Here is a 25,635-nt window from a genome sequence, read left to right on the forward strand (position 1 = left end):
GAAAATTCGGCAATGACCATCATTTCCGCCGTCATCGCCTGCGGCCTGCTTTCAGTCCTTTACGCAATCTGGGCGACCCGATCGGTCCTCGCGTCCGATCAGGGCAATGCACGCATGCAGGAAATCTCCGCGGCCATCCGCGAAGGTGCGCAGGCCTATCTGGCGCGCCAGTACACCACCATCGCCGTCGTCGGCGTCGTCGTCCTGCTGCTTGCCTGGTGGCTGCTGTCGATCACCGCCGCGATCGGCTTCCTGATCGGTGCCGTGCTTTCGGGCGCCGCCGGCTTCATCGGCATGCACGTCTCGGTGCGCGCCAATGTGCGCACCGCGCAGGCGGCGTCGAACAGCCTGGCTGCCGGCCTCGACATCGCCTTCAAGTCGGGCGCCATCACCGGCATGCTGGTCGCGGGCCTGGCGCTGCTCGGCGTCTCGATCTACTACCTCATCCTGACCCATTTCATGGGCCTCCAGCCCAATGACCGCATCGTCATCGACTCGCTGGTCTCGCTCGGCTTCGGCGCCTCGCTGATCTCGATCTTCGCCCGTCTCGGCGGCGGTATCTTCACCAAGGGCGCCGACGTCGGCGGCGATCTCGTCGGCAAGGTCGAAGCCGGCATTCCCGAAGACGATCCGCGCAACCCGGCCACCATCGCCGACAATGTCGGCGACAATGTCGGCGACTGCGCCGGCATGGCCGCCGACCTGTTCGAGACCTATGCGGTGACCGTCGTCGCCACCATGGTTCTCGCCGCCATCTTCTTCGGCGGCACTCCCGTTCTCGGCGCCGCCATGCTCTATCCGCTGGCCATCTGCGGCGCCTGCATCCTGACCTCGATCGTCGGCACCTTCTTCGTCAAGCTCGGTTCCAACGGCTCGATCATGGGCGCGCTTTACAAAGGCCTGATCGTCACCGGCCTGCTGTCCATCGTCGGCCTCGGCGCCGCCACTTCGGCGACCTTCGGCTGGGGCGAGATCGGCACGGTTGCCGGCATGGTCATTACCGGCAAGAACCTGTTCATCTGCGGCCTGATCGGCCTTCTGGTGACCGGCCTTATCGTGGTGATCACCGAATACTACACCGGCACCAACAAGCGCCCGGTCAACTCGATCGCCCAGGCTTCGGTGACCGGCCACGGCACCAACGTGATCCAGGGCCTTGCGGTATCGCTGGAATCGACCGCACTTCCGGCGATCGTCATCGTCGGCGGCATCATCTCGACCTATCAGCTCGCCGGCCTGTTCGGCACGGCGATCGCCGTCACCACCATGCTCGGCCTTGCCGGCATGATCGTCGCGCTCGACGCCTTCGGCCCGGTCACAGACAATGCCGGCGGCATTGCCGAAATGGCCGGCCTGCCCAAGGAAGTGCGCCACTCCACCGATGCGCTCGACGCGGTCGGCAACACCACCAAGGCGGTGACCAAGGGCTACGCCATCGGTTCGGCCGGCCTCGGCGCGCTGGTGCTGTTTGCGGCCTATTCGAACGACCTGAAGTTCTTTGCCGCCAATGGCGACAAATATCCTTACTTCCAGGGCATGGGCGAGATCTCCTTCGACCTGTCCAACCCTTACGTCGTCGCCGGCCTGATCTTCGGCGGCCTGATCCCGTATCTGTTCGGTGGCATCGCCATGACGGCTGTCGGCCGCGCGGCAGGCGCCATCGTCGAGGAGGTGCGCAAGCAGTTCCGCGAGGATCCGGGCATCATGGCCGGCACCTCGAAGCCGAACTATGCGCGCGCGGTCGACCTGCTGACCAAGGCGGCGATTCGCGAGATGATCATCCCCTCGCTGCTGCCGGTGCTGGCGCCGCTCGTCGTCTATTTCGGCGTGCTGCTGATTTCGGGTTCGAAGGCGTCCGCCTTTGCCGCCCTCGGCGCCTCGCTGCTTGGCGTCATCGTCAACGGCCTGTTCGTTGCCATCTCGATGACCTCCGGCGGCGGCGCCTGGGACAACGCGAAAAAATCGTTCGAGGACGGTTTTGTCGACAAGGATGGCGTCAAGCATCTGAAGGGCTCCGAGGCGCACAAGGCCTCGGTCACCGGCGACACGGTCGGCGATCCCTACAAGGACACCGCCGGCCCGGCGGTCAACCCGGCGATCAAGATCACCAACATTGTCGCCTTGCTGCTCTTGGCCGTGCTCGCGCACGGCTGAGCACGGAGCCATCGCTCGAAAACAAAACCCGCGGGAGCGATCCCGCGGGTTTTTCTTGCGACGAGCAATGCCTCGTCAAAACAAAAGCCCGCAGGATTGCTCCCGCGGGCTCTTGGCTGCCTGAGATGTTTGCTGCTTCAGGGAAGAAGCAAGAAAGGGAATGAAGGGCAGATCAGGGCGTGCCGCCGCCGGGAATACCGGGCGCCAGCTTGCTGGCACCCTTGATGATCTGGCTGAGGAAGTTCTGGTCCTTGCCGCCTGTCGGCGTGGTGCGCGAGATGAAGTCGAACATCTTGCCGTCCTTCAGGCCGTAATTGGCGATCTGGGTGACGCGCCCGTCGGCGCCGAAATAGACAGCCAGCACTTTCTGGTCGACCAGGCGCGGCTTGTCGAAGGCGACGTAACGCTTACGTGTCTGCGAGATGTAGTAGAAGGCCTCGTTGTCGAAGGTGGCCGTCGTAGACGGTGTGCCGAGCGCCAGCATCACCTGTTCGCGGCTGGAGCCGACCGGCACCGAATCGATCGCCTGCTGGTCGATCACATAACCTTGCGTCAGCGTCTCGCTGGGGTTGAGGTCACCGACCATCTTGGACGTATTGCAGGCGGAAAGCGCTGCAGCCACCACCAGCAGCGAGACCATGCCGGCGGGTCTGGGCAAAAAAGACGACTTGAATTTCAGCGCGCGCAACAACAACTCCATTAGCTGGCCGCAACTTGCGCTGGGCGGCAAAACCGGTAAACCAGCTTGCCTGCCGATGCAACAAGGCCAATTCAAACAAACGGTCCCCGGGAGACCACCCTCAATGTTCCAGCGCCTTTTTGGCCGCGAACGCCACGCCAACCGCGCCATCACCGAGGCGCTCTACGCACAAATCGTGGCAGCGGCGCGGCAAACCATATTTTATTCCGACTGGAATGTGCCGGACACGCCGCTCGGCCGTTTCGAGATGCTGTCGCTGCACATGTTCCTGTTCCAGCATCGGCTGCGCGGCGAGAGCGGTGCTGCGACCGAGCTTGCTCAGGTGCTGATCGACGAGTTCTTCCTCGATGTCGAGCATTCGCTGAGGGAACTGGGCATAGGCGATGTCGGGGTGCCCAAGCGCATGAAGAAGCTGGCAAAAATGTTCTACGGCCGCACTGCCGCCTATGACGATGCACTGGAGCGTGACGACCGCGAGGCACTCGCTGCCGCGCTTGCCCGCAATGTCCGGCCCGATGCCGACGCCTGGGCGCAGGCGCCGCTGCTGGCAGCCTATGTCGCCGACACTTCCAGACAGCTCGCGGCACAGCCGGCCGGATCGATCGTTTCCGGCACGGTTGTGTTTCCCTTGGCCAAGCCAGCTTGAAGGAGGGGAAGATGAAACATGCCGATACCCAAAGCCCTGTATCCTTTGTGGCCAACGTCGCCCGCTTGCCGCACAAGGGGCTGCCTGTAGTGATCGATGCCGACGACCGGCAGCGCGCCTCACTCGCCACCGAGCACGAACTGCTGTCGGTCGAACGCTACCGCGCCGAGCTTCTGGTGGCACCATGGAAGCGGCACGGCGTCAAGGTCAGCGGCCGTGTCGAAGCCGACATCACCCAGGCCTGCATCGTCACTCTCGATCCGGTGGCGGCACATATCGACGAGCTGGTCGAGGCGCTGTTCCTGCCGGAGCAGTCCAAGCTCGGGCGGCAGGGTTTCGAAGGCGGTGGCGAGATCGTGCTGGATGCCGACGGGCCCGACAGCCCGGAGACTTTTTCCGGCGATACGATCGACGTCGGAGCGCTTGCCGAGCAGTTTTTCGGCCTGGCGATCGATCCCTATCCGCGCAAGGCGGGGGCATCGGTGGAGGTCGCCGGCGATATCGAGCCCGCCGAAAGCGAATTCCAGCAAAAGCTGCGGTCCCTGCTTGGAAAATCCTGAAAGCGGACGAGATATTAGAAAAGCCGGTTGTGCGGCAGCCCAAAACCGCTATTTTCGCCGAACCTTCGCGAGCCCCCCGTACCTTGGCAAGCCCTCAGTCGCAGGCCAGGCAAACCGTGAGATGAATACCGCGTGATCAGGATTTCCATCGATGCCATGGGCGGCGATCACGGACCGAGCGTGGTCATCCCGGCGCTCATGACCGTCGCCATCCGCCGTCCCGACATCCGCTTCATCATTTATGGACGTGAGGAAGCGGTTCGCCCCGAGCTTGCCAAGTTCCCCAAGCTGGCCGAGATCAGCGATTTCGTCCATTGCGAGATCGCGGTCAGGATGGACGACAAGCCGAGCCAGGCGCTGCGCCACGGCCGCTGGAAGTCGTCTATGTGGAAGGCGGTCGAGGCGGTCAAATCGGGCACCGCGCAGGCCTGCATCTCGGCCGGCAACACCGGCGCGCTGATGGCGATGTCGAAATTCTGCCTGCGCACCATGGCGACCATCGATCGCCCGGCGATCGCGGCCCTTTGGCCGAATACGCGCGGCGAAAGCGTGGTGCTGGACGTCGGCGCCACAATCGGCGCCGATGCGCACCAGCTCATCGATTTCGCCATTCTGGGCACCGGCATGGCGCGCTCGGTTTTCGGCATCGAACGGCCCACCGTCGGCTTGCTCAATGTCGGCGTCGAGGAGATCAAAGGCCAGGAAGAGGTCAAGGAGGCTGGCCGCATGCTGCGCGAGGCCAACATGGCCTCGATGAACTATCGCGGCTTCGTCGAGGGCGACGACATCGGCAAGGGCACGGTCGACGTGGTCGTCACCGAGGGCTTTGCCGGAAACATTGCGCTGAAGACGGCGGAAGGCACCGCAAGGCAGATCGGCGGCTATCTGCGCGCCGCCATGAGCCGCACGCTGATGGCCAGGATCGGCTATATCTTCGCCAAGGGCGCCTTTGACCGGCTGCGCGAGAAGATGGATGTCGGCCGCTCCAACGGCGGCGTTTTCCTGGGCCTCAACGGCATCGTGGTGAAAAGCCATGGCGGCGCCGATTCGGACGGCTTTGCGGCCGCGATCGAGCTCGGCTACGACATGGTGCGCAACAATCTGCTTGACCGCATCGAGGCCGATCTCGATCTGTTCCATGCGCGCAATCCGCATGCGCAGGCAAACAGGAAATCCGACGTCGTCGTCGACGCAAAGGAATAGGAAAGAGCTTTGATCAGATCAGTCGTGCGCGGCTCGGGCGCCGCGCTGCCCCGCCGCATCATGAAGAATGCCGATTTCGAAGGCATGGTCGAGACCTCCGACGAGTGGATCGTCCAGCGCACAGGCATCCGGCAGCGCCATGTCGCGGCCGACGACGAGACGACGGCCTCGCTTGGCGAGGGGGCGGCGCGCGCCGCCCTCGACAGCGCCGGGCTGACGCCCGCCGACATCGACCTCATCGTGCTGGCCACCTCGACGCCCAACAACACCTTTCCGGCGACCGCCGTCGAGATCCAGAACCGGCTCGGCATGCACCACGGCTTTGCCTTCGACATGCAGGCCGTATGCTCCGGCTTCGTCTATGCGGTGGCGACCGCCGACCTCTACATCCGCGGCGGCCTGGCAAAGCGGGTCCTGGTGATCGGCTCGGAGACCTTCTCGCGCATCCTCGACTGGAGCGACCGTTCGACCTGCGTCCTGTTCGGTGACGGCGCCGGCGCGCTGGTCTTGGAAGCGGGCGAGGGGGCCGGCGGCGTCGCCGACCGCGGCGTGCTCGCGGCCAGCCTGCGCTCCGACGGCGTCCACAAGGACAAGCTTTTCGTCGATGGCGGACCCTCGACCACCGGCACGGTCGGCCATCTCAGGATGGAAGGCCGCGAAGTGTTCAAGCACGCCGTCGGCATGATCACCGATGTCATCGAGGCGACCTTCGCGCAGGCCGGCATCACCGCCGACGACCTCGACTGGTTCGTGCCGCATCAGGCCAATAAACGGATTATTGACGCTTCCGCCAAGAAGCTTGGGATTGCCGAACAAAAGGTGGTGGTTACGGTCGATTTGCACGGTAACACCTCGGCTGCCTCCGTGCCGCTGGCGCTTTCGGTGGCCGTCGCCGACGGCCGCATCAAGAAGGGTGACCTGGTGCTGCTCGAGGCGATGGGTGGGGGCTTCACCTGGGGCGCGGTTTTGGTTCGCTGGTAAGTGCCGAACGTACGGGTTCGGTCCTTGACCTTGACGGATCAATTACTTAGGCTCTGCCGCTGCTTGTATCGATTTATGTTTTTGAGCTGATGGGACGGTCGCATGGGGGGAAAGACACTGACGCGCGCCGACCTTGCTGAAGCTGTTTACCGCAAGGTTGGCTTGTCGAGAACTGAATCGGCCGAACTCGTCGAAGCGGTCCTGGACGAGATCTGCGAGGCCATCGTTCGCGGTGAGACGGTGAAGCTGTCGTCCTTCGCCACTTTCCATGTTCGTTCCAAGAACGAGCGTATCGGCCGCAATCCCAAGACCGGCGAGGAAGTGCCGATCCTGCCGCGCCGGGTGATGACCTTCAAGTCGTCGAATGTGCTGAAGAGCCGTATCCTGCGCTCGCATCAGAACAGCAAGGCCAAGGGCGGCAAATAGCCGGCTACAGCAATTCCAGGAAAAGTGTGAGGCGGTTTTCCGTCCGGAATTGCGTCAAGACAAGGACGCAATTCCGGGAAAAGTGGGAAGCGGTTTTCCGTCCGGATTTCCAGAATTGCGTAAAAACAAGGATATAGAAGGCTTCGGTTGAAAACGGCGGTCGATTTTGACGCCGGGCTTGAATGTTGTTTCATAAACCGCTGAAATAATACCCGATTCGGCACAACAGGCCCAATCGCCGTCCAGCGTGGAGGATTTCGCCCATGGACAAGAGCCCCGATGCATTCCGTACCATCAGCGAGGTCGCTGAGGATCTCGATCTGCCGCAGCATGTGCTGCGCTTCTGGGAAACGCGCTTCAACCAGATCAAGCCGATGAAGCGTGGCGGCGGCCGCCGCTACTACCGGCCGCAGGATGTCGAGCTGATCAAGGGCATCCGCCACATGCTCTATGACCAGGGCTATACGATCAAGGGCGTGCAGAAGCTGCTGCGCGAGAACGGCAATCATTTCCTGGTCGCCATCGGCAATGGCGACATGGCCGCCGTCGAGGCCATCGCACAGCGCCGTCAGGCCGATCAGGTGCCGCTGACGCCGGCAGCCCAGCCGCGTGGCGCGGATGACGAGATGCTGGTCGGCCAACCCAAGGTGAAGCCGAGCCGCCGCTTTTTCGGCATCGGCAAGAGCGACGACGAGGGACCGGTGCAGCCGGGCTCGTCGAAACTGTCGCGCGACAATCGCGCCTTGCTGCAGGAGGCGTTGTTCGACCTTCTGGAATGCAAGCGCCTGCTCGACCAGGTGCGTTAGCGCCTCACCCCGCTGCCAGGGGACATCCGACGCAAAACCGGAACCGCTTCTGCGGCCATGCGTTTGGCCTTCTCTGAAAAGGAAGGACAGACAATCATGGCATTGCTTTCGACCCACTCCGATCTTGACCTCGAAAAGCAGGTCGCGACCCTTTCCAGGGAACTCGCAGCCTTGCGGAAAGCCGTAGCCAAACGAGGTGGCGCTTACTTCGAGGACGGTCGCGACGCTGCTTCCGACTACTATTCCGAACTGGCCGGGCGCCTCACGGATGCGCTGCCCGCGATCAGGAACAAGGGCAGGGCGATCGAAAGGACGGCGCGCGACCATCCGGCAACCGCGGCCGCGGTGGGGCTGGTTGTCGTTGGGCTCATCGCCAGCCTCGTCTTCAGCAGACGCTGAACCTCAAAGCTACAGACAAGAAAATGGCGGCGTCGCGCGGACGGCCGCCATTTTCTTCGACGACAGGCGATCAGTTGGCGAGCTTGAGCCGGGTCTTCGGGTCGATCTTCATGACCTGGCTGCACTTGCCGTAAACGGTGCCGTTCTTGTCGGTGGCATCGGTGTAGGTGCCCTTACAGTCGAGCTGCAGCACCAGACAGGAGCCAGAGCCCTTGCAGACCGCGCCGCCGTCGCCGGTGGGGTGTGTGCCGGCAAAAGCCGAGCTCGGAACCGAAACCGAGCCGAAGGCCGAGACGGCGATGACAGCGGCGAGCGAGATGCGCTTGAAGTTGGTGAAGTTGGTCATTTGAGCATTTCCTTCTCTTTGAGTTGAGGATCGCCGTCATGGCGTCCTTCTGGTTTGGGGATCGCCTTCTTGGCGTCCATGCCGGTTAGTGCGGCCCAGAGAAGGAAGGTTCACGCCTCGGTTCAGATTTTTTGCCGCGCGGTGTCGGCGCCGATCTTCGATCCGGTTCGAGGGAGCGGGCGGCTGCTGCCGGTCAACGACTGCCGGCGTCGGCCGCGCATGTGGCGCGCAGCGCGCTGGCATAGAAGCGCGCCAGGCCGCTGTGCCGCCGCCGCAGATAGTGCGACCGATCGAGCCGCCAGAGTCGTTCGATTTCGCCGGCAAACGCCGGATTGGTGGTGGTGCCATAGCCAGCGCCGGGATAGACGACGATCTCGCCGGCGTAGAGACAAAGGTCGGTGACGAGGAAGTCGATGCGGATGTAGTCGAGGTTGCCGGCGATGGCAGGGGCGATCGATACCGCCTGCCGGACATAGTTGAGAAGTCGCGCATTGACGGGCACGGCCTGATCCTCGCGGGGATAGTCCGGATCGCGCCCGGGCAATGGATTGGCTTCCCGATCGAAAAGCAGCGAACGGCCCGCGACCTTATCCTCGACCCAGGCATGCGTTATCACGCCGCCGCAAACATGCACTTTGATGTCGGTCGCGATCCTTGCGCCGGAGAGCGCCAGCCGCTCTTCCACGAAAACGGTGGGAACAATCGGCCAATAGGCCCATTCGCCGTCGCGGCGGCCATAACGTTTTCTCAGCCAATGCCTCGCCTTGGCGATGATGAGGCCGCGATTGGGGTCGCCACTGGCAACGAATATGTTCATCGCGCAGCCGTGGTTTGTCTTGACGATGACCTCGCCGGCCAGCAGGTCGACAGGAATGTCGGCAGGGTCGCGCCCGGACCAGAGCGTCCGTGGCAAGGCAAGTTCAGGGCAGGCGCTGCTGATATGAGCTTTTGCAGCGAGCTTGTCGGTCAGCGTTACGAACAGTGGATTGCGGTCGACGATTTTTCGCCAGAGCAACCGCTCGTGATAGCTCTCAGGCGCGGCCGGATTGGGCAGATAGCCCAGTTTCATGACGAATCGAACGACCAGGGCCGGATGGCGCAGCGTGAACAGCAGGCGCGCAACAGCCAGAACGAGACGGTGTCTGCCCGGGATGTTGGCCTTCATGAGGGATACCTTCCGGGAAAGTCCCTGTCAGGCCGGCAAGCGGGCCGATCGACCCGCAATCATCCCCGTAGCATAAATCAATCAAGCCGTATCATGCCCCATTTGGTGAGGCTCGTATGGCGCAGGAAAACCAGCAAGAAGGCAGCTTGGTTAGAGTCCAAAGCCAGCCTTCCTGCTGGGCAAGTCGGATATTAGGCCTTCTTCGCCTCCACCTTCTTGTGGTGGTGGTGATGATGGTGGTGACGGTGGTGATGATGCTTGCGATGATGCTTGTGATGCACCGGAGCAGCATCAGCGCTGGTCGCGCCGAGGAGCGGCATCGAGACAGCCAGGGCAAAAGCCAGCCCAAGGGCGGAGAGGAGGGACTTCTTCATGACGTTGTTTCCTTTTGTGCGGGCCGCAATCTGGAGATCACCGGACCATATCGATGACTCGAGCGCCGCGATCGGGACTATCGTCCTGGATTTTTTCGACAATTTTTCCCGACTGTAGAATTTTGTTTCCGGATTGTGTCTGAAGCCCTGGTCGTCCCGTGCGGGCGCCGCCTCACATCGGCGGAACGACGCCATGGTTGCCGACGACGACCCTCCGGGAGGTGAGCGTGCCGTCGCTGCCGCGCTCGGTGGTAACGAACACCGCCGCACCGGGCGTCAGGTCCGCCGGCGTGGCGGTCGCGAAGGTCACGATCGGCGTCGACTGCGGAATCGCGATCTGCTTCTTCTGGCCATTGTCATAGGTCAGCGTCACCGTCCGGCCATCGATATCGGTCACGTCGGCGACAGTGCCGTTGGTCATCCGGCTGTTGGGCTGCAGGTCCCATGGCCGGTCGCCTTCTCCCGTGCCTTTCAATGCGGCCGGGAAGATCACGACTTCCAGTGCGCCGCTGCCGCCATCGGCCTTCGAGACGGACGCAATGCCGAGGAAATCGCCCTGCTTGATGTCGGCGGCCGATGCCTTGGCGACGCCGGAGATTTTCCACCCCTGCGCCAACGCTATCGCATCCGTCTTGCCCGCCGGGTCTTTCACCGTCAGCGTCGATCCGGCAAGACCGACGACCGTGCCGCGCACGCGCATCGTGTCTGCCGCCTGAGCCTCTGCCGCAGCGGCAAGGCCCGGAATCGTGCCGAGCACGATCGCGAATATCTTCAAGTTCATGGGATTCGATCCTTCTGGAAAATGGCTGGCCCGACCTGTCGGTGCCAGCGACATCTGCGTAACGAACGCGGGCTCGAAAACGTCGATCAACTCGGCGTTCGATTCTTCAAAACAACTTGATTGAAGAGCGCGACGGGTGAGGTGGCGCATTTGCGCGGTTTCCACGACAGCAAGCCATTACCCGGCGGTAATTCACGTTGCCGTGACGCTTGTTTTGGCGCTTGGCAAATCGCCCGCGAGCGGGCATTCTCCCGCTCGTCTCAGGCAACCCCTCATTTGATCAGACCTTTCAGCCCACGGAGTTGCCAATGCCCGCTACTGCAACACGCGAAGTTCCGTCCGAATTGATTGCCACGTCCGGCTACAGCGCCCTCAAGGCCGTCCGCGAAACCAGGGGATACAGCGTCGAAGAGCTGTCCCTGACATGCGGCCTCTCGGTCCATGAGATTGCCGACATTGAGAACGGCAAGGACGCCGATCCGTCGAAGCTCAGACGAATCGCCCTGGCGCTGCAGGTTCCGGAAAGCGTTTTGATCGACATGCCGACGGCCGAAAATCAGTCCATGCAATAGTCGAAAATGGGTCCCGCCCAACGAGCCCGCCATGGTTTGCCCTGGCGGGCTTTTTAGTCCTCATCCAGGCGGGGTTGCTGGCGCTTGCGAATAGCGGCCATCCCATGCGCGTACCCGAACAAGATTCGCCAAAGATCGCACGCGGCATCAGAATTCGGTGCATAACGCTCCGCGTCGTTTTTTTAGCGCTTGCTGATGCATCCATCCTGGCGCAGCGTTCCCTGGGGCTTTCAGAAGGCGAAATGCTAAAGCGGATCGTAACTCCCACCACAACCGGTTTGCGCCAATTCAACTTTCTTGTTCCTGACGACGTCATTGACGCTGTGCAGCGATATATCGACTGCGCTGGTCCCGGACGTATCATTTCGACCTATTCGGCAATTCAGTCGGTGCGAAACAAAGTGCCCGACTGCGAGCTATCCGACGAACAGATTGAGCGATACGCCGTTTTGTGCGCCCTGGACCAGGCACTCGCGGTGCATTTCGACAGGAGAGGAAGCTCGCGGGATCCCTATTCGCCCCTGAGCAGAACCCACTGGCGCCTTGTGCCTAAGTGGAAAATCAAGGCGCGAACGCGGTTGGCCTGGTTCCATCGGCCCGCGTCTCGTCCCGACATCACCAATTCGCAGCATCTGTGATTACAGCGAATTGAGCGCCTTCGTTCCGAAAACAATAAAGGCGCCGCAGGGCGCCTTCGATAAAGCCGGGGATTTCAAGGAAAAAAGGTCGGAGTGGCCGGATTCGAACCGACGACCCCTTGACCGATGGCGCTTCGCAGGCTGCCGCGACTGGTTGCGCCAACTGCTTATACTAAATCAGGGAATGGGCTATGAGTCGCTATTGGTGATCTCTGGTACAAGTGCCTGCTATGAAGGTAATCATGGACAACTGTTGCCCGCCAGGCTCGGACTTCGTCTGAATGGCGGCAAACGAATCCGGGCCGAGACCTGCGATGCCTTCGGGGCTTGTGTGGCGGCGCCGATCAATCGCGCCGGAATGTCCGTGATGGATCGGAGCAGGCGCAATGTGCTGATCGGTACGTCAATCTTCGGAGCTCTGAGCCTTGCGGGGCTGCTTCCTACCATGTGCGCAATGCGGCAAATCAGGACGAAATCCCCCATGACCGATGCCACCCGTCCCAAACGGCCGCCGGGACAGGCGAAGCCGTTGCTGGAGGAAGATATCGCGCCGGTGCTTGCGCGCCTTGATGCCTGGTATGCTGCCCATCTGCTGCCAGACAAGTATGTGTTCAATCCGCCGGCCACGGACGCGCAACTGGATGCGTTCGAGCGCCTGATCGGCCTCAAGATGCCGCGCGCCTATCGCGACCTATACCGATGGCACGACGGCGAAAACGACGACCGTTGGGGCCATATCTTTGGGCTTCCGCTGCTGCCGCTGCATCAGGCGGGGGCGCAATGGAAAACCTGGGTCGATGTGCTCGCCGATTTCGGCGGCAATCGCTATGAAATTCGCGGAGGGGCGTGGCCTGAACACGCGGTTGACCCGGCCTATTTCAATCCGCGCTGGATACCCCTGACCCATGATGGCTCAGGCAATTATATCGGTCTCGATTTCGATCCCTGGCCTAGCGGTCGCGTCGGCCAGGTCATCCTCTTTGGGCGCGACGAAGATGTGAAGGCGGTGCTTGCGGAATCCCTTGGCAAGTTCCTCGAGTGGATCGCTGACCTTCTGGAAAGCGGCAATTTCAGATTGGAAGCGGCGGAAGAGCCAGTGCTGCGCCGGTTCCGATTGAAAGCCCCCCCATCAAACGATTTCCACGAAGGCGCACGAAGCCTTCTGGGCGCACCTGGCCCCTTCCTAGTATTTCGGTGACGCACGTCCGTGCGAGGCGGGATAGGCATGGCAAACTCCACAAGGCCATCCCGAGGCTAACGCTAGGCCGATAGCGAGGCTTGCAGGGCTCTCTCTCTGGTCACTGGCTGTGCGGCTACCTCTGTCCCGGTTCGGGACCAAAATGCTGGCACCTGTCTTGCACTGGAGAGGTTGCCGGTGCTCCTCCACCGGTCCTGATCGTGGGTCGGGTTGTCAATCTCGCCGGGCCATGGGCTTGGGGTTTCATGCCCGGCGAGTTTTCTTTCAACGGTCCTTACGATGCTGAAGCTCCGCCGAAAGCAGAACAACTACCCGAACGCCGATCGCTTCGACGTGGACGGCCTGCGCCTCTATAGCGCCTACGAAGCGGCGAAGGTTCGACAACGATTGCAACAAGGTGGGATGAAGCGCATCCGGGTTGTCGCGATCGTCCTGGCTTCCATCGCTGCCGTGCTGCTCGTGATCGCCGCGCGGTATGCGTAGCCAAGGCCACGTCCAGCGGCCCGACGGCCGGGGGGCTGCGGGTGCTTGGGGTTCGGCCGCCGGGCCTACCGGAAACGGAGAGACAGTTTGCCGGCGGGCGAGGTTATAGACCGGCTGGCGTGTCTGCCAATTTGGCAAAACGGGGTGTTCGGTTCCCTCAAATTGGATGAGACCAGAGTCTCAACCGTGGGTATGCCTGACCGTGGGCAACGTCATACAAAAACAGACGCCGGCTGCCGATCGAAACAGCGAACAGAAATCGGCATGCCGGCGCTCTACCTACCCCAACCCTGCTCCATTTATCGGTGTATTGTAGCGAGCGCACAACTACGCCAAAAGGATAGGGGCCTGCATTTCACAAACTGCGCCGTGACACCGCAGCTAGTCGGCCTTGTCACGCAGCGGTGCCCGGCGCCCTCGAACCGGAGCTTGTCGCCGGGCTTGGCCTTCGGGTCGATGATCGAACAGGATGATTGAACCTCGGAATGTGCAGCACGGCGCGATCGTCGATGCGCTTCCGCACCGTGGCCGCCACCTCGTCGCCAATGCCTATTTCCCGCGCCATGCGGACGACAATTTGATGCCGCAAAAGCGTAGTCAAGGGGTTGCTAATATGCTGGGTAGCGCTAGGGCGGCCGGTGTGGTTGGCAACCTTCGGGGGGGGGTGATCCACACCGGCCTTTGCGGGTTTGGGTATTGGGGAAAATCCCGCAATGCCTAGGTATCGACATATTAGAAATCGCTCAATTGAGACTGAGTGCCCTAGTCAGCATGGCCAAAGGATAATCACCGTTGCTATGCCCTGGCAGCGGGCCATCTCAGCGAAACAGCAGGTAGGCGCCTAGGCCGGCCATAAGCAGGCAAGCTGGACCTATACTAAGGGTTAGTTGCAACCCGTCACGAGCATCCCAATCTTATGCGGCGGACAGTAAACGAGTAGAGACGATGAGAAGTCTAGCCCGCACCGCCACAGTGATTGCATCGATAGCTATGGCTATCGTGCTGACCTTTATGGCAGCCAAAGGATTCGAGCTAACGCCGCCAGATCCGATCGTGGCTCATACCTTCGCGAGCAACATTGAGGGGCACGACGCGCTGCGCTAGGGCGCTGACTTCCTTCAGCAAGGGCGCCGTCTTGCCATCTCGCCGTCCGCGAATTTTCACAAGCGCAAACAATAAGCAGGCGTTTTCGCATTGTCGCCGAACCACATCCTGAAACTTGGCAATTTGCCCTTGGCACCATAGTCACGCACCGTGACCAGCCGTTTCTCTCGATGATCCTGCTTCGCACAAAGACCGGCCGCGGCGCGGAGGTTTACGGGATCCGACGTCTCCGAGACGATTGGGACATTATGATCTTGGGCGACGTGCTGGTTGCCGTGGCCGATGACGAGGTTGAGACTTGGCGGCGGCCGAGGAAAAATTCCTAACCGCCTGACCGCCGCCACCGTCAACGACAGAGACCCCCGCTTCGGCGGGGTTTTCATGCTTCCAGAAGATAAAAAACCCGCCACCCGAGGAGGTTGGGCAGCGGGTTTAATTTCAAGCTCTTACCACGGCCGGGGAGGAAGCGTGGCTAGCTTGGCATCGGTCATGCCTTGGGAGGAAGGAGATTTGGCCGATCCAATAAAGTACCGACGGCAATGCCACGCCGCAATTGTACGAGGGTATTACCGCCCTACGCGAAGGCGTGTACCTTCGCCTGCTTCTGCTGGCTACAGGGTGGCTAGAAATTTTATAGCCACCTCTGGGGGAAATGACTAAGCCTTTGATTTTGTTGGTCGGAGTGGCCGGATTCGAACCGACGACCCCTTGACCCCCAGTCAAGTGCGCTACCGGGCTGCGCTACACTCCGGACCGGGTCGCGATGTATCGTGATAACCCGGTGCGGGTCAACCGAATTCGGCGGCTACCCTATCGATGAAATCGGTACTGCCGCGGCAGGTGCCGGCGCCAGCCGCAGTTCCTTCTGATGCCGGTATTCCAGCGCGATGGCACCCCAGATCAGGCCGAGCAGCAGATAGACGTGGCGCCAGTGGTCTATGTCGATGAAGGTGCCGAGCCCGATATTGCCGATGAAGGCGACATAGGCGCAAAGCAGATAGGGCTGCCAGGGACGGTCGCGCAGTAGGATGCGGAAGCCGGCGGCGATGGTCCACAAGGTCAGCGCCAGGAACGAGACGAAGCCCAGCCAGCCATAGTCCATCAGCATCTTCAGCCAGATGTCGTGCGTGTCCTCGCCGAAGATCGTGCCGAAGACCAGCGGCCCGATGCCGAACGGATGTTCCAGCGCCATCTGGAAGCCGATCGTGTAGCGGGCGAATCGGCCGAGGCGGGCGGTATCGTAGCTCTGTTCCAGCTGGGCGCGGCTGGAAAACATCTCCGCCACGCCCGGCAGTTGCAGGATGATGATCATCGCGATGACCAGCAGCGCGATTGCCGCGATGGTCATGACCACGACCCGCAGCCGGAACATGCCGCTGGCGCTTTGCAGGAACAGTGAGCCGGTGAGCAGCACCGCCGAGACGGCGAACATGCCCCAGGCGCCGCGCGAGAAGGAGAAGAAGATGCCGGCGGTGATGATCAGCAGCGGCACGGCCAGCAGCGGCATGCGCGCGATCGATCCCGTCAGCAGGAGATAGAGCAGGTAGATGCCGGGCAGCACCAGGAACGGGCCGAACACATTCGGATCCTGGAAGGCGCCGGCGGCGCGGTCGTATTTGGTGAAGATCTCGGCGCCGGGGAAGGCGTGAAAATAGCCGGCGATGCCGAGCAGCGAGGTGATCACCGCCGACACGACATAGGCGATGAAGATCAGCCGGTAGAGGCTGGGCTGGACTGCGGTCACCGAGGCGAAGAACACCGCGGTGAAGGCGAGGAACATCGAGACGGCGAGATAGAGCGGCGTGCTTGCCAGGTCCGACATCTGCGTCATCGCAATCATGCCGCCGATGTTCATCGTCACCAGAAGCACCAGCAGCGGCGTTGCCGCGCGCGAGATGCGCAGGCCGAACAGTGCCCACACCGCGATCAGCCCGACCATGAAGAGATCGTAGGGCGCCGGCTCGTCGATGACGAAACCGGACAGGAAAATGCCGAAGAAGACCGCGCTGGACGCAATCAGCGCGATCAGCTTGGCGTTGACCGCGCCCGGCGGCAGCTCATGGGCGACGGCGCTCAATAGGCGTTTTCCGTGTTGAGCAGGCGCACCGGCGTCAGGAACAGGATCCGCAAGTCGAACAGCAGCGACCAGTTCTCGATGTAATAGAGGTCGTACTCCGTGCGCATGCGGATCTTCTCGTTGGTGTCCATCTCGCCGCGCCAGCCGTTGATCTGCGCCCAGCCGGTGACGCCGGGCTTGACCTTGTGGCGGGCGAAATAGCCGTCGACCACCTCATTGTAGAGAAGGTTGTGCGACTGGGCGGCAATCGCATGCGGACGCGGCCCGATCAGCGACAGCGAGCCGAACAGCGAGTTGAAGAACTGCGGCAGTTCGTCGATCGATGTCTTGCGGATGAAGCGGCCGACGCGGGTGACGCGCGGATCGTTCTTGGTCACCGTCTGCTTGGCCGTCGGATCCGACCGATCGGTGTACATCGAACGGAACTTGTAGACCTCGATGATCTCGTTGTTGAAGCCGTGCCGTTTCTGCTTGAACAGCACCGGCCCCTTGCTATCGAGCTTGATGGCGATCGCCGTCACCAGCATCACCGGCGAGAAGACGATGATGCCGATGATCGAGAAGATGATGTCGAAGGCGCGCTTGGCGACCGAATCCCAATCGTTGATCGGTTTGTCGAAGATGTCGAGCATCGGCACCGAGCCGATGTAGGAATAGGCGCGTGGGCGAAACTGCAGCGCGTTCGAATGCGCTGACAGCCGGATGTCCACCGGCAGTACCCACAGCTTCTTCAACAGCTGCAGCACACGCGATTCGGCGGTCAGCGGCAGCGACACGATCAGCATGTCGATGCGGGCGATTCGGGCGAACTCGATCAACTCGGAAATCGTGCCGAGCTTGGGGTAGCCGGCAACGATGGGCGGCGAACGCTTGTCGCCGCGGTCGTCGAAGATGCCGCAGATGCGGATGTCGTTGTAGGGCTGCTTCTCGACCGAGCGGATCAGCACCTCGGCTGCCTTGCCGCCACCGACGATGACGGCGCGGCGTTCCATGCGTCCGTCGCGCGCCCAGCGCCGGATCAGCTTCGACATCACCAGCCTCAGGCCGAACAGCAGCAGGAAGCCGACGACGAACCAGGTGCCGAACAGCAGGCGCGAATAATCCTCCGACATCTTCATGATGAAGGCGGTCAGCGCCATCAGTGCGAAGGCGCCGGCCCAGACCAGCAATATGCGGCCGAAATTGGCGATCGGCCGCATCAGCGCCGATATCTGGTAGCTGTCGGAGACGTCGAGCAGCACCACCGCGAGGAACGAGGACGAGGCGATCGCCAGCGGGTACTGCCAGGGGAGATAGTTGAAAAAGCCGACATAGTGGAAATAGAGGCAGAGGCCCGACAGGAACAGCAGCGCGAATTCGACCATGCGCAGCACGCCGCTGACCATGATCGGCGACATCGTATCGCGCCGGTACTGCGAGGCGACCTGGCGCGCGACCTCATTCATGCCGCCAGCCGTATCGCTCGCGGCCGGACCGTCGAAATTGCGCACCGCATCCATGGAAAAGCGGCGCGCGGGATCGATTTCGTTCATGGGGATTGTCCGCAGCTTCCCTCAGGTGAATAGCAAAAGAGAGCTAACAAACCTTTGAAACATCGGGTGGCTTTGGAGCGGTCTGCGGTTTGACCTGGGGCAGCAGGCTCTACCGCCGCAGCGCGGCGAAATAGGCCTTCTCGATCTCGGCGGCCATGACGTCGGCGCCGAATCGCGCCTTCAGATCGGCGGTCCCTGGCATAAGGCTTCTGTAGGCGCCTGGATCGGCCAGCGCCTCGCTCACCTTGTCGCCGAGCTGTTTCGGGTCGGGGCGGATCAGGGCAGGCGAGGTTTCGCCGAAGATTTCAGGTATGCCGCCGACGGCGGTGGCGATCATCGGCTTGCCGGCGGCCAGCGTCTCCAGGACGATGTAGGGCATCGCCTCGGCACGCGAGGGCACGACGATCAGGTCCGCCAGCGCAAATGCATCCCTGGCCGGCATGGGCGGCAGGAAGCGGACATGGCCGTCGAGCCCAAGACGCTTCACCTGCGCATGGTAGCGCGGCAGGTCGTCGCCGTCGCCGACCATCACGGCGCTCAGGCGACGGCCAAGCCTGGCGCCTGCCAGTGCCAGCGCATCGATGAAGATGTCGGGGCCCTTGAGGTCGCGCATCATGCCGATGTAGAGCAGGTCGGCCGCTCCCGGCGCGGTCGGCACCATCTCGAACTCGGCGGCGCGCAGGCCGTTATAGACCAGCGTGTTAGGGATCGGTGGTTCGCCGACCTTCCTGCGGTAGGTCTTCCTCTCATAGTCCGAAACGAACAGCAGGCAGTCGGTGAAGCGGCCCATGAAACGTTCGAGGGCGAAGAACAGCTTCCCGGTGGCCGTCGTTTCGTCATAGTGGAGGGAGCCGCCATGCGGCGAATAAAGGCGGGCTACGCGAGACCTTGAAACCCGCAATAATGAGCCGAACAGACGGGCATAGGCGCCTCCTTTGGCGCCGTGCCCGTGCAGCACGTCCGGCCGCAATTCCTTGATGATCCTGTAGGTGCGCCAGGCCGAGGCGAGATCGCCCGGTCCGACATGGCGCTGCATCGGTGTGCGATGGATGCCGAGCGCCAGACTGTCCTTCATCTGCCCGAACAGGCGTTCCTCGAATTCGCCGCCGGTGGTCGAATCGCAAACAATACCGACGGAATGACCGGCGGCGAGCTGTGCCTCGGTCAGGTCGCGCACATGCCGGAATATCCCTCCGACGGGTGAGCGGAAACAGTGGACGATCCTGAGTCGGTCCGCCACGTTGATTGTCAGAACAGGCGTTCGCGGACGTAGACGGTGTCGCCGGGCAGCAGCGGGTCCGAGGTGACCACCCGACCGGTCATCACCTTGCCGTTGATGTCGCGGGTGATGTCGACGCTCTCCTGGTTGGCGCGCGGCGTGAAGCCGCCGGCAATGGCGATGGCCTTCTGCACGGTGAGGCCCGGCACATAGGAATATTGGCCGGCGGCGCCCACTTCGCCCATGACGAAGATCGGCCGGTAGCGGTCGATCTCGACCGATACGTCGGGATCGCGCAAATAGCCTTGCCGCAGTTTGTCGGCGATTTCCTTCTCCAGTTGCTGGGCTGTATGGCCGCGTGCCGGTACCGAGCCGACCAGCGGGAAGGAGAGGTAACCGGACTGGTCGACGCTGTAGGTGTTGGTCAATCCGTCCTGCTCGAACACGGTGACGCGGACGCGGTCGCCGGCGCCGAGTCGGTAGGGCTGGTCGAGCACTTCATGGAAGGCTGCCGGCGTTGGCCGGTAGCTGGAGCAGCCGGCAAGCATCGATACGGCAAGCAGAGCACGAAAGAGGGAAGCAGTGCTTTTCATGACCGGATACGAACCTTCATCGCTCTGGCCGCCAAGTGCTGCGGCAAACCTCAGGGAACGGACCCGTTATCATCCTGTTAGGGTTAATGGCCGGTAAAGGGTTGCAACCCAAAGCGGCGGCAAATGGCAAATCCCATACTCATTTATATGGTTTTTACAGCCTCTGTTTGCGGCCGCGCAGTAAACCCTAACGGATGCTTACAGCGATCTTAACGGCTGAGTTACCATAGTTGTTTACGGTGCGGCGGACTCAAGTACCGGAGCAGAAATGCATGTCCGTCCAGTCCGCGGCCGCAGATGTCGATGTCGATCTCAGGCAGCTCTTCGCCAGCCTGGCGAGGCACTGGCTGCGCATCCTTGTCGTAGCCCTTGCCGTCACCGGCCTGGCGTTCGCATTCGCCTCGCTCGCCACGCCGCATTACAAGGCGCAGACGAAGCTGCTGATCGAAACGCGCGAATCGGTTTTTACCAGGCCTGACGGCACCGCCGACAACGACAAGCCGATTCTCGACGAGGAGGGCGTCGCCAGCCAGGTCGAGGTCATTTCCTCGACCGACATCCTCAAGCAGGTGGCCAAGAATCTCAATCTGTCGCGGCTGCCCGAGTTCGACGAAGCGGCCAACATGTCGGTGCTCGGCCGGCTGCTCGTCATCGTCGGCCTGAAAAGCGATCCCAACGAGATTCCGCCGGAAGAGCGTGTGCTGAAGAAGTTGCGCGAGAAACTCAACGTCTACAGCGTTGAAAAATCACGCGTTATCGTCATCGAGTTCTCGTCGGAGGATCCCAGGCTTGCCGCCGATATCCCGAACGCCATCGCCGACACCTACATATCCGTCCAGGGCAACGCCAAGCAGGAATCGAACGCCGCCGCGACCGACTGGCTGGCGCCGGAAATCGCCGACCTGTCGAAGCGCGTCAAGGATGCCGAGGCCAAGGTTGCCGACTTCCGCGCCCAGTCCGGCCTTTTGATGGGCGGCAACAATTCGGTCCTGCCCACCCAGCAGCTTTCCGAACTGTCGAGTGAACTGTCGAAAGTGCGCGCCAACCGCGCTGCTGCCGAGGCGACCGCCGACGGCGTGCGCAAGGCGTTGCAGAATGGCGGCTCGCTCGATGCCGTGCCGGAAGTGCTGTCGTCGGATCTGATCCAGCGCCTGCGCGAGCGGCAGGTCGAGCTCAGGACCAACATCGCCGACCTCTCCACCACCTTGCTCGGCAACCATCCGCGCATCCGGGCGCTGAAGTCGCAGCTTGCGGATATGGACGGGCAGATCCGCAACGAAGCGGAAAAGATCATGAAGGGGCTGATGACGCAGGCGCAGACGGCGCAGGCGCGCGAAAACCAGCTCGTCGCCGACGTCAACACGATGAAGGCGGCATCGGCCCGCGCCGGCGAACAGCAGGTCGAACTGGACGCGCTGCAGCGCGACGCGAACGCCCAGCGCCAATTGCTTGAATCTTATATGACGCGTTACCGCGAGGCCTCCTCGCGCAACGATCGCAACTACCTGCCTGTCGACGCTCGTGTCTTTTCCCGCGCCGTGGTGCCGTCGGAACCCTATTTCCCGAAGGTCGTGCCGATCGTCGGTGCTGCCTGCGCCGGCTCGCTGCTGCTGATGGCGATCGCCACGTTGTTGGGCGAACTGTTCTCCGGCCGCGCCATGCGTCCGGCCACCGGCGCCCAATTCGGGCGAATCGAACAGGTGTCGATGCCGGTTGCCCGGCAGGAGCCTGTGGTTGCCGAGGCGATTGCGCCTGTGGTGCCTCCGGCCGAACAACCGCAGGCGGAATCGGACGTCGTGGCGGCAGCGGATGCGCCGGCGGAGGAGGCCGAACCGGTCCGCTCGACGCTTGGCGAGGTCGACGTCGACAAGGCCGCGGAGAAACTGATCGCATCGGGTGCGGCGCGCGCAATATTCGTGTCCCCGGAAGGCGACGAGGCGGCCGCCTCTGCGGTGCTGGTGGCGCGCGAGGTTTCCGACGCGGGCCTGCGCGTGCTGCTGCTCGATCTCACCGCTTCGGGTGCGGCCTCGCGGCCGATGCTGGACAGCGGGCTTTTCCCGGGGATCACCGACCTGCTCGCCTCCGAAGCGCAGTTCAGCGACGTCATCCACGCCGACCTTTATTCCGACTGCCATGTCATCCCGGTCGGCACAGCCGATCCGGCCCGCGCCATGCGGGCAGCTGACCGGCTGCCGATCATCATGCAGTCGCTTACCACAGCCTACGACCTCGTCGTGGTCGAATGCGGCCCGGCCGACGCGCAAGGCATCGGCAGGCTGGTCGGCGAGGCCACGGAAGTCTTCCTCTCGATGCTGGAAGCGGACGACGAGGTGACGCAGGCGGCGGTCAAGCTGATCGAGAACGGCTATCCCGAACTGACGCTGGTGACGCCGATCGGCCACGAGACTCCGAGAGCGCCGCTGCCGGGACGGCGTTCGGCGGCTTGAGTGGCACAATCAGTCCGCGCAACGGTGCAGGATTTTCGTCGCTGCAGAATCTGCCAGGCAGAGATTGGGTGAGGGCAGTTCGTCAGCTGTCGTCGTCGCCGGTGGCTGCAGGCGCCGCCTTGCCCACCGCTTTGCGGCGCAGCATCTTGGTCAGCTTCCAGATGAGCGGGCTGTTCTTGACGAAGGCCTTCGCCCGCGCGCCTTGCCGCATCACGATCGCCAGCGCGCGGCCCTTCAGCGTCAGCGGCATCAGAACCTCGAAATGCCGGGTTTCGATATCGCACCACAGCCTTTTGTAGGGCTCGTCGCCGACCGAGAAATCATAGAGGCCGAAGCCGGTCTCGCAGGCTTCCTGGATGTTGTCGAAGAACAGGAAGTCGCCGGGGCTGGAGTGGGCCAGATCGTCCTCGGCTATCGCCCCGAACTCGCAGATCAGCCGCTTGCCCGACCGGCTCGATCCGGTGACCGCGCGCAGCTTGCCGGCGACCTCGAGCCCATGCAGCACGAACGAAGGTGTCTGCCCCGCCAACGCCTCGCTGAACAGCGCGCGGAAGAAGGCGCGAACCTCCGGCTCGCCGAAAACATTGGCGATGCCCATCTTGCGGAAGCGGAACTCCTTCATTTCGAAGAAGGCGTCGAGCAGGCGGTTCACCTCTTGCACCGTCTTCGCCTCGATGCGGCGGTGGCTGCCGACCGCCTCGAACTTGCGCGTCTGCGAGCGGTGTTTCTTACGCTTGCGCTTGCCGCTGGCGCGCGACAGCAGTGCATCGAAGCCACCGTCGAGATCGACGGCGAGCGACAGGTTCGGGCTCGGAAAACCGGGCAGCGCCGCGAACGGGTTGGCGACGCCGTCGAGGTCGGGCAGCAGCCGCTCGAGCGCAATGAGGTCGATGTCGGGCCGCGCCTTGGCGATCGCCGTCACCATCGTGCGAATGGCCGAAGCGTCGGCCCTTGGCAGCCAGTGTGGCGCCGCGGCGGCGAAATTGCCGTTGGCATGGCGGCCGCCGGTGAAGCGTGCGACACTAAATGGTCCAAGGCGGGCAATTTCGAGGGCCAGCGCAAGCACCGGCGCACCTTCGGAACTCAGCGTCGCGACGACAATGTCGGTGTGAACCTCATTGGCCCAGTTGCGGATCCAGGTGGCGCTTTGCGCCGGCGCAAACAGCGCTGAACCGCAGAATTCCGTATAGGAAGCAAGTGCCGTGCTGCCGGCCACGGCGACCGACAGGCCGGCCTGATTGTCTGGCAGTGCGCGCGGCGATGCCTCGCTCGCGGCGAGCCGATTGCCGTCAAATGACGCGGTGGCGTCAACCATACCTCAATCCTTAAGGCGTATTCATCCCGATTGGGGGCACGCGTAGGCGCATTCCGTGCTTGGACGAGCCTAGGCGCAAAAGGTGAAGGAATGATCGACGGGGGCGAGGCAATCAGGAAACTGGCGCTCAACGTCGCCCGTTATACCGGCCTTGCTCCGCTGGCAAAGCCGTTTGTCGGCGGCATCGGTGCCATCCTGATGCTGCATCGGGTCACCGCGACGCCGGAGAAGCCCGATGGCGTCAACCGGCATCTCAACATCGCCCCCGGCTTCCTCGATGCCCTCATCGCCGACATGAGGGCCGACGGTTACGCCTTCGTCTCGCTCGACGAGGCGATCGAGCGCATCAAGGCCGGCGGCAAGGGCGGCCAATTCGCGACCATCACCGCCGACGATGCCTATCGCGACAACATGACCGAGGCGCTGCCGGTGCTGGAAAAGCACGGCGCGCCGATCACCATCTATGTCGCGCCGGGGCTGATCGACGGCGCCGCCGATCTGTGGTGGGACGTGGTCGAGGACATCGTCAATGCGCGTGATCGGCTGACGCTGGTGACGCCGGATGGCCCGGTTACGATCGACTGTTCGACGCGCGGCAAGAAGCTGCAGGCCAACAACCGCCTGCATAGCTGGCTGACGCTGGAGGTCCGCGAGGAGGACCTGCGCGCGGCGCTGCACGAATTCGCGCGCATGAACGGCATCAGGCTGGACGGTCAGCAACCGAGCACGCTAATGAACTGGGACGAGATCCGCACCATGGCCGCTCATCCGCTGGTGACCATCGGTGCCCATACCGTCAACCACGTCAACCTGAAGCGGCTTTCGGAGGCCGATGCGCGCCGCGAGATCGGCGAGGTCAGGCGCATCCTGCAGGCGAAGCTGGGCGAGGAGCCGCGCCATCTCGCTTATCCCTATGGCTATGCCAGCGCCGTCGGCTGCCGCGAGGTCGGCTTTGCCCGCGATGCCGGCTATGTCTCGGCGGTGACGACGCGCCATGGCGTGCTGCGTGCCGAGCATTCCGGCTTCCTGCTCGCGCTGCCGCGCATTTCGGTCAACGGCCGCTACCAGAGCCTCGCCCATATCCGCACCATGCTCTCGGGCGTGACGACGCCGCTGGCCAATGCCGGCAAGATGGTCGTCACCATCTGAGGCGACAGCCCGTCGGAACCGGACGGCTCCGAAGCATCAGCACTTGTGGAAATAGCGGTAGGTGTCCGGCGCGCTCATCCATTTGAGGTTGGGCGTCAGGCCGCCATGCGCATTGATCCAGCCCCTGATGTCGGATGCATAGGCATTCCACAAAACGCCGGTCATGTCGGTGCGATGCGCCAGGTGGAAGCCGAAGCTTGCCGCCGGCATCACGCAGATGCGGCTGCGCGGGATGTAGCCGAGCAGCACCGTGCAGGCCGATTGGCATTTGCCGACGATGCGGACATCGACGCCGCGCGCCGCAAGGCCCTTCCAGCGCTGGCTGTAGGCGGCGACGCTGCCGCCATGGTCGTCAGAAACGTTGATGGTCTCGGCGGCCGCGATCGATGCGGCAAGCGAGGCGGCGAGAAGGATCAGCCCCGCGAACATGGCTTTCAGCATGCCAAGCCTCCCTGCCGAGCAATGAACGCCTGGCAAAATAGTCTCGTGCACAATCACTTGTGAATCACATTCGCGTTTATGCGAATGTGTCGCCGCGCGTCAGCCCTTCGGCCGCGGCTCCAGGATCAGCCATTTGATGATGCCCATCGCCGGCAGCACCCAGAGCAGGCCGCTGAACAGGAAGAACAGGAAATGCACGAGAGGGCCCGACTCGGACAATTGGGCGACCGCCACGATCGACGCCACCAGCGCATAGATGATGACCAGCGCCACCAGCAGGAAGGTTCCGATCAGCTTTTTCAGGCGAATAGGCATCTCGCGCTCTC

At 62.6% G+C, this 25,635-nt stretch carries 27 protein-coding genes and 1 tRNA gene; 14 read left to right on the top strand and 14 right to left on the bottom strand.

The features are described 5' to 3' along the window. The first annotated feature begins 12 nt into the window (after window positions 1–12). Window positions 13–2,154, top strand: coding sequence for a sodium-translocating pyrophosphatase (locus A6B35_RS17235; RefSeq protein WP_006201897.1), 2,142 nt, complete (start codon window positions 13–15; stop codon window positions 2,152–2,154). 172 nt (window positions 2,155–2,326) lie between these two features. Here A6B35_RS17235 and A6B35_RS17240 read toward each other — a convergent pair whose 3' ends face one another. Further along, entirely contained in the window at window positions 2,327–2,842 is a 516-nt protein-coding gene (locus A6B35_RS17240; protein WP_040582691.1) for an outer membrane protein assembly factor BamE, read from the bottom strand. Window positions 2,843–2,957: 115 nt separating this feature from the next. Between A6B35_RS17240 and A6B35_RS17245 the strand changes: the two genes are divergently transcribed. From A6B35_RS17245 to A6B35_RS17275, 7 genes are all read left to right on the top strand, one after another. Further along, on the top strand, window positions 2,958–3,500 hold the full coding sequence (locus tag A6B35_RS17245; RefSeq protein WP_006201895.1) for a ubiquinol-cytochrome C chaperone family protein: 543 nt from the start codon (window positions 2,958–2,960) through the stop codon (window positions 3,498–3,500). Between the two features lie 11 nt (window positions 3,501–3,511). After that, on the top strand, window positions 3,512–4,060 hold the full coding sequence (locus tag A6B35_RS17250; protein ID WP_006201894.1) for a YceD family protein: 549 nt from the start codon (window positions 3,512–3,514) through the stop codon (window positions 4,058–4,060). Between the two features lie 132 nt (window positions 4,061–4,192). Beyond that, a complete protein-coding gene (plsX, locus tag A6B35_RS17255; RefSeq protein ID WP_006201893.1) occupies window positions 4,193–5,263 on the top strand; it encodes a phosphate acyltransferase PlsX in 1,071 nt (356 codons plus the stop codon). A 9-nt stretch (window positions 5,264–5,272) separates the two neighbouring features. Further along, complete coding sequence (locus A6B35_RS17260) at window positions 5,273–6,244, top strand: beta-ketoacyl-ACP synthase III (RefSeq protein WP_006201892.1); 972 nt, start codon at window positions 5,273–5,275, stop codon at window positions 6,242–6,244. Window positions 6,245–6,346: 102 nt separating this feature from the next. Beyond that, window positions 6,347–6,670, top strand: a complete 324-nt coding sequence (locus tag A6B35_RS17265) for an integration host factor subunit alpha (RefSeq protein ID WP_006201891.1) — start codon at window positions 6,347–6,349, stop codon at window positions 6,668–6,670. Window positions 6,671–6,933: 263 nt separating this feature from the next. Then, window positions 6,934–7,476 (top strand): MerR family transcriptional regulator, encoded by a 543-nt coding sequence (locus tag A6B35_RS17270; RefSeq protein ID WP_006201890.1) that lies wholly within the window; start codon window positions 6,934–6,936, stop codon window positions 7,474–7,476. Between the two features lie 96 nt (window positions 7,477–7,572). Beyond that, a complete protein-coding gene (locus A6B35_RS17275) occupies window positions 7,573–7,875 on the top strand; it encodes a hypothetical protein (protein ID WP_006201889.1) in 303 nt (100 codons plus the stop codon). A gap of 70 nt (window positions 7,876–7,945) precedes the next feature. Here A6B35_RS17275 and A6B35_RS17280 read toward each other — a convergent pair whose 3' ends face one another. The 4 genes from A6B35_RS17280 to A6B35_RS17295 all read right to left on the bottom strand — a co-directional run bounded on the left by A6B35_RS17280 (window position 7,946) and on the right by A6B35_RS17295 (window position 10,541). Next, window positions 7,946–8,221, bottom strand: coding sequence for a hypothetical protein (locus A6B35_RS17280; RefSeq protein ID WP_006201888.1), 276 nt, complete (start codon window positions 8,219–8,221; stop codon window positions 7,946–7,948). Window positions 8,222–8,414: 193 nt separating this feature from the next. After that, window positions 8,415–9,386, bottom strand: coding sequence for an ATP-grasp fold amidoligase family protein (locus A6B35_RS17285; RefSeq protein WP_006201887.1), 972 nt, complete (start codon window positions 9,384–9,386; stop codon window positions 8,415–8,417). A gap of 191 nt (window positions 9,387–9,577) precedes the next feature. Then, window positions 9,578–9,760 carry a hypothetical protein gene (locus tag A6B35_RS35620; RefSeq protein ID WP_139032204.1) on the bottom strand — a complete coding sequence of 61 codons (183 nt, stop codon included), beginning with the start codon at window positions 9,758–9,760 and terminating at the stop codon, window positions 9,578–9,580. A 172-nt stretch (window positions 9,761–9,932) separates the two neighbouring features. Continuing rightward, window positions 9,933–10,541 (bottom strand): hypothetical protein, encoded by a 609-nt coding sequence (locus A6B35_RS17295; protein WP_040582688.1) that lies wholly within the window; start codon window positions 10,539–10,541, stop codon window positions 9,933–9,935. Between the two features lie 308 nt (window positions 10,542–10,849). Here A6B35_RS17295 and A6B35_RS17300 point away from each other — a divergent pair, with 308 nt between their 5' ends. From A6B35_RS17300 to A6B35_RS17315, 4 genes are all read left to right on the top strand, one after another. Continuing rightward, the gene (locus A6B35_RS17300) at window positions 10,850–11,113 is read left to right on the top strand and encodes a helix-turn-helix domain-containing protein (protein ID WP_040582677.1); all 264 of its coding nucleotides are present in this window, start codon (window positions 10,850–10,852) and stop codon (window positions 11,111–11,113) included. A 104-nt stretch (window positions 11,114–11,217) separates the two neighbouring features. Continuing rightward, window positions 11,218–11,751 carry a hypothetical protein gene (locus A6B35_RS17305; protein WP_040582676.1) on the top strand — a complete coding sequence of 178 codons (534 nt, stop codon included), beginning with the start codon at window positions 11,218–11,220 and terminating at the stop codon, window positions 11,749–11,751. 10 nt (window positions 11,752–11,761) lie between these two features. Continuing rightward, window positions 11,762–12,949, top strand: a complete 1,188-nt coding sequence (locus tag A6B35_RS17310) for an SMI1/KNR4 family protein (RefSeq protein WP_139032203.1) — start codon at window positions 11,762–11,764, stop codon at window positions 12,947–12,949. Window positions 12,950–13,228: 279 nt separating this feature from the next. Then, on the top strand, window positions 13,229–13,432 hold the full coding sequence (locus A6B35_RS17315) for a hypothetical protein (protein WP_006201881.1): 204 nt from the start codon (window positions 13,229–13,231) through the stop codon (window positions 13,430–13,432). Window positions 13,433–14,592: 1,160 nt separating this feature from the next. Here A6B35_RS17315 and A6B35_RS35625 read toward each other — a convergent pair. From A6B35_RS35625 to A6B35_RS17340, 6 genes are all read right to left on the bottom strand, one after another. Continuing rightward, window positions 14,593–14,919, bottom strand: a complete 327-nt coding sequence (locus tag A6B35_RS35625) for a hypothetical protein (RefSeq protein WP_139032202.1) — start codon at window positions 14,917–14,919, stop codon at window positions 14,593–14,595. Window positions 14,920–15,210: 291 nt separating this feature from the next. Beyond that, window positions 15,211–15,287 (bottom strand) — tRNA-Pro (locus A6B35_RS17320). Between the two features lie 54 nt (window positions 15,288–15,341). Continuing rightward, window positions 15,342–16,613 (bottom strand): O-antigen ligase family protein, encoded by a 1,272-nt coding sequence (locus A6B35_RS17325; protein ID WP_006201878.1) that lies wholly within the window; start codon window positions 16,611–16,613, stop codon window positions 15,342–15,344. After that, entirely contained in the window at window positions 16,610–18,145 is a 1,536-nt protein-coding gene (locus tag A6B35_RS17330; RefSeq protein ID WP_006201877.1) for an undecaprenyl-phosphate glucose phosphotransferase, read from the bottom strand. Before A6B35_RS17330 ends, A6B35_RS17325 begins: the two co-directional genes overlap by 4 nt. 109 nt (window positions 18,146–18,254) lie before the next feature. Continuing rightward, window positions 18,255–19,385: a glycosyltransferase gene (locus A6B35_RS17335; RefSeq protein ID WP_040582675.1), complete on the bottom strand. Its 1,131-nt coding sequence runs from the start codon at window positions 19,383–19,385 to the stop codon at window positions 18,255–18,257. An 8-nt stretch (window positions 19,386–19,393) separates the two neighbouring features. Then, complete coding sequence (locus A6B35_RS17340) at window positions 19,394–19,957, bottom strand: polysaccharide biosynthesis/export family protein (protein WP_006201875.1); 564 nt, start codon at window positions 19,955–19,957, stop codon at window positions 19,394–19,396. 272 nt (window positions 19,958–20,229) lie between these two features. On the opposite strand from A6B35_RS17340, the gene A6B35_RS17345 reads away from it, so the two are divergent. Beyond that, window positions 20,230–22,404: a GumC family protein gene (locus tag A6B35_RS17345; protein WP_006201874.1), complete on the top strand. Its 2,175-nt coding sequence runs from the start codon at window positions 20,230–20,232 to the stop codon at window positions 22,402–22,404. Between the two features lie 82 nt (window positions 22,405–22,486). On the opposite strand, the gene A6B35_RS17350 is transcribed toward A6B35_RS17345, so the two are convergent. Continuing rightward, window positions 22,487–23,719, bottom strand: a complete 1,233-nt coding sequence (locus A6B35_RS17350; RefSeq protein ID WP_006201873.1) for a GNAT family N-acetyltransferase — start codon at window positions 23,717–23,719, stop codon at window positions 22,487–22,489. Window positions 23,720–23,809: 90 nt separating this feature from the next. Between A6B35_RS17350 and A6B35_RS17355 the strand changes: the two genes are divergently transcribed. Then, window positions 23,810–24,868: a polysaccharide deacetylase family protein gene (locus tag A6B35_RS17355; RefSeq protein ID WP_006201872.1), complete on the top strand. Its 1,059-nt coding sequence runs from the start codon at window positions 23,810–23,812 to the stop codon at window positions 24,866–24,868. A 36-nt stretch (window positions 24,869–24,904) separates the two neighbouring features. On the opposite strand, the gene A6B35_RS17360 is transcribed toward A6B35_RS17355, so the two are convergent. Both A6B35_RS17360 and A6B35_RS17365 read right to left on the bottom strand, forming a co-directional pair. Further along, on the bottom strand, window positions 24,905–25,309 hold the full coding sequence (locus A6B35_RS17360) for a hypothetical protein (protein WP_006201871.1): 405 nt from the start codon (window positions 25,307–25,309) through the stop codon (window positions 24,905–24,907). A 99-nt stretch (window positions 25,310–25,408) separates the two neighbouring features. Next, window positions 25,409–25,624: a DUF2842 domain-containing protein gene (locus A6B35_RS17365; protein WP_006201870.1), complete on the bottom strand. Its 216-nt coding sequence runs from the start codon at window positions 25,622–25,624 to the stop codon at window positions 25,409–25,411. Between the last annotated feature and the right edge of the window lie 11 nt (window positions 25,625–25,635).

The sequence above is a fragment of the Mesorhizobium amorphae CCNWGS0123 genome (assembly GCF_001686985.1).
GTDB lineage: Bacteria > Pseudomonadota > Alphaproteobacteria > Rhizobiales > Rhizobiaceae > Mesorhizobium > Mesorhizobium amorphae.